The sequence below is a fragment of the Micromonospora sp. MP36 genome, assembly GCF_008119785.1.
Taxonomy (GTDB): domain Bacteria; phylum Actinomycetota; class Actinomycetes; order Mycobacteriales; family Micromonosporaceae; genus Micromonospora.
On record NZ_VSFA01000068.1, the window covers coordinates 1 to 11,398 of the forward strand.

Sequence of the window (11,398 nt, forward strand, 5' to 3'; positions counted from 1 at the left end):
TGGGACCTGCCGCAGGAAGGAGCGTGCCTTAAGCAGCGTCCCTGATCAGCTTAAAGCCTGGTAAATAAGGGTTTCCGGTTCCGGCGGGCCCGGTGGAGATCGCCAACCGTGACGGCGGCCGGCGTGGTGGCGTGACATGGGGAAGGGCCTCCGGTACGAGCAAAGGCGACTAAACCAGCACGACCGAAGGCCCAACCCTGTCTGTATACCTTGTCGCCGGCGTCGCCGCATCCACCACCCCGGGCACTCTCGACGATCACCTGCCCACCGCCCGGCCACGGCACTATCCCTCCGACACCTCTGATGTCGAATGGCAGGTCATGGCTCCGCACCACCAGCGGCAGATCCGTGCGTTCCGACTTGAGCACGGCAGGCCCCGTCAGCGGTCCGCAAAGAACTCGTCGACTGGGCACGGGCTGCTATCGGAAGAGCGGCTGGTCCTGGGTGGGGTCGGCGGGGACCACGTTGAGGCGCGAGTCGGTGATGAGCTGGGTGATCAGCGCCCGGATCCCGTCGGTCCCGGCCCAATGCGGATCGACGTCCTTGGCTAGGCGCCAGGCGTGATCTGCGCCTGTTGCGCGCACTTGGCCATCCTGGTGCCGAGATCCGCCAAGGCCAATCAGCTCTTTTCTCCATGCCGCTGGTGACCCCTCGGTGAGCAGCCACTCGATGGCGAAGAAGAGGAGGGATGTGGGCAGTGGCGCAGTCAACCTGCAGTCAGGACGAGCTCGGCGATCCGCTCTGGCTGGTCGACCTGCACGAAATGGCCCGCACCTGGCAGCAGGTGCAGATCGGCGCGCGGGAAGAGCTCGGCGAAGCGGCGCGCGACCCGCGGGTTGAGGGAGCTGTCCTCCGCGCCGAAGACCACGCGCACCGGCCGGTCGAACCGGCGCAGGTCGGGTAGCCGGCGCCGGCGCGTCAAGACCGTGCCGAGCAGGTCGTCGTTGAGTCGCCAGAAGGCCGGCTGCGCCGCGGTGAAGTCGTCGTAGAGGCGGTTGACCAGGGTGGCGCGGCGTTGGTCGTCGCGGATGAACCTGCCCACCTGCCACCGGTAGAGGCGCCGCGCGAGGGCCGACCCCTGGCCAGCCAACGCCCGGGCTGCGACGCGGAGCAGCGGAGTCGAGTACAGCGCGATGACGGGTGGTCGGCGCAGACCCAGCATCTGGTGGTAGTAGGTGTTGAGCAGCACCAGCGCGGAGACCCGGTGCGGATGCAACAGCGCCCAGTCGATCGCCGGTGGCCCGGACGCGTCGTGGGCCACCAGCACGACCCGCTCCAGCCCGAGGTGGTCGATCACCGTGACGAGGTCCCCGGTCTGGTTGTCCGCCGTGTACGGGTAGCCGACGGGCTTGTCGGAGCGGCCCCAGCCGAGAAAGTCGAACCGGACGACCCGCCGATCGCCGAGGTGCGGCATCAGCTCGTCGTAGAGGTGCAGGTTGTCCGGGAAGCCGTGCAGCAGCACCAGCGGCACGCCCTCGTTGCCGGTCACCTCGACGTGCAACTGGTGCCCGGCCCGGGGCACCTTTAGTGTCTCGGTCGCCATCCGACTCCGATCGCTCTGGACTGGACCGACCCTATCCAGGAAACGGGCGATCCGGGCCGAAAAGGCCGGCTAGTACGGCAGCCGCCGTTCGCGATCAATGCTGAAGTTCGAGGTTGAGGCGGCGTGTGTAGTGGGATTGTCGGGCTTGGGCTTGATGCCGGCGTCGCCAGCCTGACCAGTGCAAACGATGGGTGAGGTCGCTGATCGGGCGGATGATGCAGGCGTTGATGAGGCGGCGAACTTCGTTGACCGTCAGCTTGATCAGCCCGGTGTCGGCTGGGTCGTGATGGGCCGCGTCGGCGGCGCAGATCGCCAGGACGGCGAGAGCGGCCAGGGCGAGGGTGGTGAACCGGTGCCAGGAGTCCCAGCGGCGGACTTGGTGCTGGTCCAAGCCGACCTGGCTCTTGGCGGCCTGGAAGCTCTCCTCAACGGTCCAACGGATTCCCGCGACTCGCACGAGCTGCGCGAGGGTGGCCGGGCGTGGGGTCCAGCAGCGGTAGAAGGCCAGCTCACTGGTGGTGGTGTTGCGGCGGATCAGGAGGCTGTGCCGGCCGCCGTCGTCGGGGTCGGCGTCGGTGCACACGTCGTCGAGCCAGGCCCAGTCGTAGAAGCGGGGGCCCTTGGATCCGGCGCCGGCTGAGCGGCGCTGCCACGCTGATGCCGGCAGTTCGGCGGCTGCCCGGTCGGCCCGGACCTTGACTTTGCCGCCGTCGATCGGGATCAGATGGCTGCAGGACACCGCGAGGACGTAGCCGAGCCGGTGTTCGCGCAGATGGGCGCGGAACGCGGCGCTGTTGCCGTATGCCTCGTCCGCGGCGGCCCATCCCGCCGGCACGCCGGCGTCGACGGCGGCGGTGATCATGTCTGCGGCCAACTGCGACTTGGTGGCGAATTCGATCTCGTCCGGCACGCCGGCGGCCTGACACCGATCCCGGTCGTCGGTCCACGATGCCGGTAGATACACGCGTCGGTCGATCAGGGTGTGCCCGTCGGAGCCGGCGTAGCCCAGGAACACCCCCACCTGGCTGTTCTCGATCCGCCCGGCGGTGCCGCTGTACTGCCGCTGCACACCGACCGAATGAGCGCCCTTCTTCAGATCACCGGTCTCATCGACCACCAGAACCGCGTCCGGGCCACCGAACCGGTCGACGATCAGCTGCCGCAGGTCATCGCGGACGGCGTCGGCATCCCACACCGCCCGGTACAACAACCGCTGCATCGCATCCGGCCGGGCGTGACCGGCCTGCTCGGCCAACTGCCAACATGTCTTCACCTCAAGATCGGCTAGCAGCCCCGTCACGAACGCCGCCGCCGCACGACGAGGCTCCACCCGCCCGAACCGGCCCGCGAAGCACCCCAACACCCCGGCCAGCACACGCTCCCACCGACCAACGGCTACGCTGTGGCACGCGGCCACCGCAAGATCTGATGTTGTGTCCACAACGCACAGACGATCACGCGGTGGCCGTCTCGCGTCCGCCGCAGTTCAGCAGCAAGATCTCAAACGGCGGCTGCCGTACTAGGCTGACCGGAATGGTCTCGAAGTAGTTCTTGAGCCTGATCCCAGCCCTCGCCGACGGCCCGCAGCGGCACAGCGAACTCGCCGGCCGCATCGCCGGCGTCAGCCAGAAGATGCTCACTCAGACCCTGCGCACGCTGGAGCGCGACGGCCTATCACCCGCACGGTCACGGCCTCGGTACCGGTCCGCGTCGAGTAGGAACTCACTCCGCTCGGCCATGAACTGTTTCCGGTCATGATCGCGATCAAGAGCTGGGCGGAGATGCACATGGACCGAGTCTTCGAAGCCCGCGCCCAATCGGCGCCCGATGGCTCGTGACGGAACGTGACGCGCGGTACAGCCCCTGCTATCGGGCCAGCGGATGACCCAGTCGTCTCGGCAAGACTGCACGGTCGGCGGCAAAACAGCGTGCGCCAGGGAGAATGACCAGGGAACATCCTGACGTGGAATTGGCAACCGGGGCCGATGGTCCCCGTGCACGTTTCGAGGCGAAGCTGAACGACCTTCGAGGCCGGCGGCTTACGGCAGTCGACTACTGGGATATCCATAACCGGCGTGCGCGGGCTGTTCTGGTACGGCCTGTCGGCGCTGCCGTGGATCGCGGGGGCGCTCGTGCACGGTACGGCGCGTGGCGCGTTGTGGGCACTCGCGGTGGTCCTTGACCACACGGCAGGCAGAATCGGGTTCGATAACCCGGGCCTTCAACCTTGGCTACTCTCGTTCGCTGTTCATTGCTGGGATTGGCCGTCGGAGTCGTCACCGTTGTAGGCATCCTGCAGCGCCTCGGCGGTGTCCCTCAGGAAGTGACCGGTCCGCCGGTCGAGGCTTGCGGTGACCATGGTCAGCGGACAGGCCTCTAAGCCGTCGGACATCCGGACTACTGGCAGCCGGTAGCACACGTTTTTCTCGTTGTCGAGGTCGATGTCCCAGACGGCGTCGTCGACGTTCAGCACCAGCACACGGCCGACGTGCCGGGCTGCGGCGTCGGCGATCCCGCGCTGGTCCAGCGCCAGGATGGCGTCCGGGCCGGGGTATCGGCGTAGGAGGAACGCCTCGAGCTGTTCGAGGGACGGCACGTCCACGTCGAGTTCGGTGTCGAGCACGCCGTACAACTCCTCCCGGACATCCAGATCCTGGGCGAGCCAGGTTTGGAACTCCTCTCGGGAGTGCATGCGCATGGCGGCAAGGCTCATGCCGGCCATTCTGGCACGGGCGGCAGCATGTTCAGGGTCCTCCGCTACCTCTTCTTGATGGGTGGCGGTATGCGCTCCAGTAAGCGCGAACTTCGCTCCGATTTTGTTCGCAGCTCGATCGTGATGCCCGCCGTCTGAAGTGCCGACCTCAGCGGCCCGCTCGGTTCGCAGTCGATGAAGATCCAGGTCATCTCCCAGCCGAGGAGGTTCACGATCTTGGCGTCACGCGCGACCTCCGACTTGACGTCCTTGCTCAGCCAGACCGTCTCGCCGGTGTAGGCCTTGACCTCGGCGCCCTTCTGCAGCGTCGGCTCCGCCATGTCGAGCCGGCGTACCTCGTCGCCGGGCAACCCGGGGACCACGTACTCCTTCTCGGCCCATCCCAGTCGCGTCCGTTCGGAGGCGACGATTTCGTTGGCGCGGTTGGCCCGTTCCATGTTCGAGCGGTAGATCTTCTCCCAGGTGGCCCTGGGCAGCTCGCCGTGGTCGAGCTGGTACATCTCCCAGCGGGTCGCCATGTGGTCGTTCTCGCCTGGCGTCTGGGTCTTGAGCCGATTGAGCAACTCCCTGTACCTGGCCAGGTCCTTTTTGGCCACTCCGCGTGCGCTGACGCCGCTGCTGGCCGTGAGGTCGCCGATCTCCAGCTTGCCGAGGTGTTCCTCGAGCTGGCCGCGCAGGCTGTGGAGATGTGCCTCGGCCTCCTCGCGGGCATTGCCCGTCAGGGATTCCATGGCTGTGAGGTGGTCGTTGATGATCTTCGGCAGCTTGCCGATCTCGAGCTGAGCGTCGAAGAGTGGCTTGTTGCCTGGAGTTGGCGTCTCCCTGCCGAGCAGGTTCATGATCCGTGCCAGCGCCACCCGGACCCGGCCGAGGAAGCCCTGGTACTTCTGCATCGTCCGCACGGTGGCCTCGTGCAAGGCCACCATCCGCGGGGTCGCCTCGGGGCTGATCCTGATCTTGATTTCGCCGACCAGCCCGCTCTCGTCGGGCACCCATTCCACCGTCACCCGGTTGCCCGTGAGGCTGTCGTCGATGACCGCCAGTCTGCGCAGGTCCTCCGGCAGCGCGTTTTTCAGCTCGGCCGCGGTGGGCGGCCGGTCCTCGATCGGGGCCTTCTCCGCTGTCTGCCGCCGGGGCTGTTCGGTCTCCTGGGTCGGCTGCTCCTCGATACGACCTTTCGGTGCTGGTTCCTCCTTTCCCGGCGCCTTTTCCGCCGGGGTCTTGGCCGGGGTCTTGGCCGGAGCCTGCTCCGCGGGCAGTTGGTCGGCGGCCGCGGGTTCGGCTGGTGGGAGCTTCTCGCCACCGCCAGGCTTCCCCACCGTGGGTTTCTTGGCCGCCCCGGTCTGCTCGTTCACGGCCTTGTTTGCGGCTTTGGCTTCGGCACGGTACTTGAGCATGTTTCCGGCGAGAAAGAACCCGTTGTTCTGGATCGCCGAGTTCAGCGCGTCGGCCCGGGCGCGGCGGGCGGCGGCGTGGGTCATGCCGGAATTTGGGTCGTTCTCGGCGGCGTTGATCTTCAACATCTCGTCGACGAACGCGATGTCGCCCCAGAGCAGGCCCGCGTAGCCGATCGCTTCGTTGGCCACCTCCGCGGCCGTCATGAGCGTCTGGGCGCCCTTGAGCGCCTCGGCGGCGCGCGCGAGTTGGGCGGGGCTGGTGCCGCCTTCCTCGAGGATCGTGAAGGCCCGACCCAGCCTTTCCACCCGCAGGCCGGCCACCAGCGCTCCGGTCGCGCCCAGGCCGCCGAGCACGCCTAGCACGTCGCCCACCGTTTCGCCGTTGAGCGAGAGCTTGTGCGCCTTCCAGCGCTGGATCAGCCGTGTCCCGGCCGCCACCGCGCCGATCACCGCACTGGCGGTACCGGCTGAGGCGACGAACAGGCCGACCGCGGCCAGCGTCGTCACCAGGTCGTCGATGCGTTTCAGGGCCAGGGCTGTGTCGGCCGGCTCGCTCTTGACCTGGAACTCGGGCTTGGCGCCCTTCTCCATCCCGGGGAGGCCGGCGGTGCGGGCGCCGACGGTGCCCCGGCCGTAGGCGGCGCTGCGGCCGAACTTTTCCAGTGCGGAATGGAAGGCTTTGCTGGGGGTGTTCCGCAGCTCACCGACGTAGGCGCCGCCGGTGTCGAGTTGCGTGATGTCGTTGATCATCCAGCGGTGCTGGTTGCCGGTTCCGCCCATCGGCCCGGCGGTCATCATCAATGGGTAGACCTGGGCGGAGACCTCAGAGATGAGGGTGGCGTTGACGCGGGTCATGGCCTGCGGCGCCGTGCCGTGGAGATCGTCCTTGCTGAAGGTCGCCAGCCGATCCTTCTCGTTGGCCTCGTATAGGGCGATCTGTTCCTTGAGCTGCTCGACCTCACGTTCCTTGGAGTACGCCGACAGGGACGGGAAGTCCTTGCGGAACTTCGCGAGTTCCTTCTGCTTCTCGTCGAGCCGTCGGGACAGGAGGGTCACCGGCGAGGCGTTGTACTGATCCTCGGCGCGCTTTTTCAGGTCATGCAGGTACTCGGCCTTGGCCGTGTTGCCGGTCTTTTCCGCGAGCGTGATGTCCGCGTCCAGGGCCGCCATCTGCGCCGCCGGGTCGTCGAGGGCTTCCTTGACCGCGCGCTCCATCGGCATGACCTCGACGATGTGCCCGGCGACCGAGGGCGGCCGGATGATCGGCTTGCCGTCGCGGTCCTCGTGGACGGCGGGTGTCGTGATCACTCGGATCAGGTAGATGCCGTCCTTGGCGAGGTTGACCTCCTGCTGCTGGCGAGGACCGGAGAACAGGTCGGCGATGAAGTGGGCGATCGCGCCGACCGTCGTGACCAGCAGCGAGACTGGCGCGAGTTCCAGTGTCAGCCGGTTTGCTTCGCGGTTCATCAGTTGCTCGGCGGTGGTCTCACCGTGGGGTTTGCGGGCCGCCCTCGCCGCGCGCCGGTTGTCCCTCCACCAGTCCTCGAACTCGCGCCTGAACTCGCGCTGCGCCGCCACGGTCCCGGTGACGTCCGTCCCCGCGCCCCGCTTGGCGGTCTTGAAGTCCTCGATGTGCTGCTCGGTCGTCCGGCCCTCGTCGGTGCCTTGGTCCTTGCTGTGTGCTGGGTCCTTGGCGATCTGTTTACGCGCGTACTTCGTGATGTCGAAGTACTCCCACTGGTAGTGGATGCTCTCGCCGACCTGCGTGATGACCTGGGACGCGAGTGAAAAGTTGCCGTTCGCCGACCAGTCGATCTTTGCCGTGTACGTCGGGCTGGAGTCGTTGGGCACCAGCTTCGGGCCATCGATGGAGACCGGCCAGGGCGGGGCGTTGGCTGGTTGCCCGTCACCGCGCCCGGCGATCGGGCTGGCGTAGACGGTCGCGTTCTCACCGCCGCCTTTGCCGCCGCCGCCGCTGGTGATCGTCGGCACGAAGTAGAGCACCGCGGCCTGCGACACCGTGTTGACCATCGCCTGTAGCTTGTCCGGCTCGGTCAGCTGCGTGTGCAGGTCGAGGCGGCCGATGGTCTCCTTCGGTGTCCGGCCCTCCTTGTTCGCCAACTCCTGTTCCTCGGCGGCCGCTTCCTGCTCCTTCTTGGTCAGCGGGCGGGTGGCCACCACGCTGCGTCCATGGCCCTTGTCGTCGACGTCGAGGCGCTTTCGGCCCGACGTGGCCTCGATTTCGATCGCCGCGAGGGACCCGTCGGGGCGGGTGGCGTAGATGCCTGGGTTGAAGGTGAGCTTCGGGCCTTGCTTGAACGGGATTCGCGGGCCCAGCGGCCGGCCCTGCGGGTCGTAGGCCTTGACGAAGGAGGCGGTCAGGCCGATCCATACGAAGTTGCGGCCGAACTTGGCGGTGGCTGCGGCCAGGGTCTGCGCGGCGGCGTCCATACCACCGGCGAACACCTGCAGCCGGTCCCATTGCTCGGCCTGGGCGCTCTTCTGCTTCTGGGTGGCGTCCCCCTTGGTCACGGTGCCGCGCGGGGCCTTCACGTCGTCGGGACTCTTCAGGTCGCGCAGCAGTTGGGCGGAGCCGGGCGGAGCCGTCACCACGTGTGCCAGTTCGTGGGTGAGTAGCCGCTCCCCTGCCTGGGTGTGCGGGGCGTACTCGTTCGCGCCGAAGAACACGTGGCTGCCGATGGTGAAGGCACGGGCGTTTGCACGGTCGGCGAGTTCTGCGGCCGGCGCGTCGGTGTGGATGCGCACGTTGTCGAGATCCGCCCCGAGTCGCCGGCCGTACGTCGCGGCGATCCCGGGGGCCAGCGGGCGGCCGTACCCGGTCCGGCTGGCGACCGCGGGTGGCGTGCCGGGCGGCAGCAGCGCAGCGGGCCGGGTCGGCTGCGCGTACGGCCCGTGGTTCGGCTGCGAGGCACCGGTCTCGTGGCCGCAGTGCGCGGGCTGCGCCAGATGGCTCGGCGTTTGCCCGCTCAGCGCCCGGCGCGTGAGGGTGTCCGCGGCGCGTTCGGCGGCGTCGCCGGGCCGGGACAGCTGCCGCGGGGCGAACCCGGTCAGGGCTGCTGCGGGGGCCGCGGCGCTCGCGGTCTCAGTTCCCATCCGCCGCACGCGCTCTCGGGGCTGGGTCGGCCGTGGTCATGGCACGCACCGATCATGTGGGATCGACAGCGGGACCAGGGCGGGGCCTGTTCCGGACATGTTGATCACGTCGCTGACGTGGAAGAGCCGGGGTGTCTTGCCCCACGCTGAGAGGTCCGTGATCGCGACCCCAGCCGCGAACGGTCCGGTCAGGTCCAAGCCCTGTACCCGTATTAGGTAGCCGAGCCTGCCGTGAATCCGGACCGCCTCGACCGGTGACCCGGCGATGGATCCCAGCAGGCTCAGAGCTGCGCCGATCCGGGTCAGGGAGGCGCTGTTCTGCGTCAGCGTGAGGCTTTGGACGCTGCCGACGTAGTAGGCGTGCCGAGACCTGGTCCAGAAGAAGGGAACGGCGCAGGCGACATGGTTGCCGTTGATCACCACCTGGCCGGCGTCCGCGGTGGCGTCGCCTGACCCGGCGAGCCCAACGTGGATGCCCTGGAGGACGCCGCTGACCTGGTTGCCTTCGATCCGGACGTGGTTGGCCCGCAGGCCGGCCACGACGATGCCCTGAGACATGCTGCGGGAGCGGACGGCGCCGGTCAGGAACCGATTCGCCTCGCGGGAGAGGTCCAGGCTGTCGGGGGCGAGCAGGGCCCGCCGGGTGAATTGTTGCAGCTGCTGGCGGGGTGTTCCGCGCGACAGGGCCTTTTCGGTCACCGTCCGTGCGAACTGGCCGGCCAGTCGCTGCACCACGGTGGCACCGGCCACCCGCATGGTTGCCCCACCGGGCAGGGAAATGGTGTGGCCGGATTCCGAGTCGTTGGCCACCACGTGCGACCCGACGAAGCGCGACAGCTCGTTCACCAGCCGCGGATGGAACCCTACCCTGTCGTCCGTCGCCGGCCCGAGTCGAATCTCGTTGCCGGTCACGGTGACCTCATCGGGGGACACGACCAGCACACCAGTCTGTTGATTGCCCACCTCCAGCCGGTTGTTCAACACCCGCACCTGCCCGGTGGACCGTCCGCGTTCAAAGCTGCCCGCGAACACCGTCGACTGCGTGCGGCCCGCGCTGTCCGGGCAGGCCAGTTCGCAGTCGCGGACGGTCACATCGGAACTGTCGATGAAGCTCAGCGTGCCCAGCAGGTGCTCGTCACCGGCGGGTCGCTCCGGCGTGCTGGCCAGGCCCGATTCAGCCCGCAGGTCGCGCACGGTGATGTCGCTGCAGCCGTGGAACTGCACCACGCTCTCGTGGCCCGTGCAGGCCAGCACGGTGGCGGGGCCGATCCCGGCGACCACGATCCGGCGCTTGCCCTTGATGATCACCGGGTTGTTCAGGGGGTAGAGGCCGGCTGCCAGGCACAGTTCACCGCCGGAGTCCGGGAGTTTGTCGGCGGCGACCTGCAGGTCGTCTCCGGGGAATGCGGTGACGGTGCAGGTTGTGTCCTTGAGTGCGGTGAGTGCCGGGAACGTGGGCCGGCAGTCGGTCAGCACCTGTCGGGCGTCCAGGTCGACCACGGCGAGCGACTGCACGAAGTGCCGCGTTCCGTCCGCGGGTGCGGCGCTCAACTCCTCGACGGCGTCTGCGCTGCTGCCGCGCACACGCACGGCCCACCAGTCGCCGGCCAGGTAGCTGCCTGGACGGGCCCGGAACGCCACCCCGACGTCGACGCCGTTGAGCAGGGCCTTGGTCTGCGCTGCGGCCCCGATGCTCTGGCCGTCCCACCGGCGCAGGCACAGCCCGGACGGTGAGCCCGTGACGGCGGCCGGGGTCTTCAGCGTGACGAGGCTGCCGCCGGCGCCGGGCTGCACGTGGTCCACCACGAACAGCGGGCCGTGGTTCACCCGGTCCGCGCGCCGCACCAGGGTGCTGACCTCGACCAGGTCGTCGGAGACGAAGGTGACCTCCGGTGACGGCTTGAGGGTGGCCGCGGCTCCGACGACGCTGGCCGAGACGGCAGCGGCTGCGTTCTCGTAGGACCAGGCGAAGCGGGCAGTCGACTCGGTACCCGAGTCGAGCACCTCGACCCGTAGCAACCCGTCGGGCAGCTTTCCGCGCGGGTCGTCCGGTGGTGCGCAGGGATCCATCGGCACCGGCGGGGAGGTGCGGACGATGTCGAGCAGTCCGGTGCTGAGCTCCAGCGGAGGTAGGGCCTGTGCGGCGCCGGCGCAACTGGTGGCGTTCACGGGCTTGGCCCGCACCCGCCAGCCCACCCGGGTGCGGGTCATCGTGTCGATGCCGTCCAGCGCCGGGTCCAGCAGGTCCGGCGGATTCTCGGCGGCTTGGATCTCTTCCACGAAGGCGTCCAGGTAGAGCAGCGCCTTCCCGCTGGTGGGCAGGGGCGGCACGGATTCCTGGATGGTGTAGGCGATCAGGGTTGAGTTGACCGCCCGCAGTCCGCCGATCCACATCTCTCCGGCGCCGATCTGCAGCGTGCCGTCAGTCGCGAAGCCGATGCGGAACGCCGAGCTGCCGTCCGCAACTCCGGCCGGCCCGACCGCCGCCGCTGTCAGCCTCTGCGCCTCGCGGCTGGCGGCATCCACAGTCAGGTTGTAGTCGCCGTCCAGCAGGACCCGGCCCTGCTGCATGCGGGCGCCGGTCCACCGGGCGCCCGGCCGCAGTGGGACTGAGGTGTAGTCGCCGGTCAC

Annotated in this window: 8 protein-coding genes; 1 reads left to right on the forward strand and 7 read right to left on the reverse strand. The window is 68.5% G+C overall.

Annotation, left to right across the window (positions count from 1 at the left end; translation table 11 throughout):
• Positions 1-419: 419 nt before the first annotated feature.
• The 4 genes from FXF52_RS41945 to FXF52_RS41950 form a co-directional block, all read right to left on the reverse strand.
• A complete protein-coding gene (locus tag FXF52_RS41945; protein ID WP_187413784.1) occupies positions 420-584 on the reverse strand; it encodes a hypothetical protein in 165 nt (54 codons plus the stop codon).
• Positions 585-706: 122 nt separating this feature from the next.
• Positions 707-1,543, reverse strand: a complete 837-nt coding sequence (locus FXF52_RS29625; RefSeq protein ID WP_148801645.1) for an alpha/beta fold hydrolase — start codon at positions 1,541-1,543, stop codon at positions 707-709.
• Between the two features lie 94 nt (positions 1,544-1,637).
• Positions 1,638-2,903, reverse strand: coding sequence for an IS701 family transposase (locus FXF52_RS29630; protein ID WP_148801700.1), 1,266 nt, complete (start codon positions 2,901-2,903; stop codon positions 1,638-1,640).
• Positions 2,904-2,997: 94 nt separating this feature from the next.
• Positions 2,998-3,183 carry a hypothetical protein gene (locus FXF52_RS41950; RefSeq protein ID WP_187413789.1) on the reverse strand — a complete coding sequence of 62 codons (186 nt, stop codon included), beginning with the start codon at positions 3,181-3,183 and terminating at the stop codon, positions 2,998-3,000.
• Between FXF52_RS41950 and FXF52_RS29635 the strand changes: the two genes are divergently transcribed.
• On the forward strand, positions 3,095-3,301 hold the full coding sequence (locus FXF52_RS29635) for a winged helix-turn-helix transcriptional regulator (RefSeq protein WP_255472473.1): 207 nt from the start codon (positions 3,095-3,097) through the stop codon (positions 3,299-3,301). The two genes, FXF52_RS41950 and FXF52_RS29635, sit on opposite strands and share 89 nt — an antisense overlap.
• A 490-nt stretch (positions 3,302-3,791) precedes the next feature.
• Here FXF52_RS29635 and FXF52_RS29645 read toward each other — a convergent pair whose 3' ends face one another.
• Genes FXF52_RS29645 through FXF52_RS29655 form a run of 3 tightly spaced genes read right to left on the reverse strand, consistent with a single transcriptional unit; the run spans position 3,792 to position 11,398 of the window.
• A complete protein-coding gene (locus tag FXF52_RS29645; protein WP_148801649.1) occupies positions 3,792-4,256 on the reverse strand; it encodes a hypothetical protein in 465 nt (154 codons plus the stop codon).
• Between the two features lie 44 nt (positions 4,257-4,300).
• Positions 4,301-8,767 carry a DUF4157 domain-containing protein gene (locus FXF52_RS29650; protein ID WP_148801651.1) on the reverse strand — a complete coding sequence of 1,489 codons (4,467 nt, stop codon included), beginning with the start codon at positions 8,765-8,767 and terminating at the stop codon, positions 4,301-4,303.
• Between the two features lie 36 nt (positions 8,768-8,803).
• Entirely contained in the window at positions 8,804-11,398 is a 2,595-nt protein-coding gene (locus FXF52_RS29655; RefSeq protein ID WP_148801653.1) for a DUF6519 domain-containing protein, read from the reverse strand.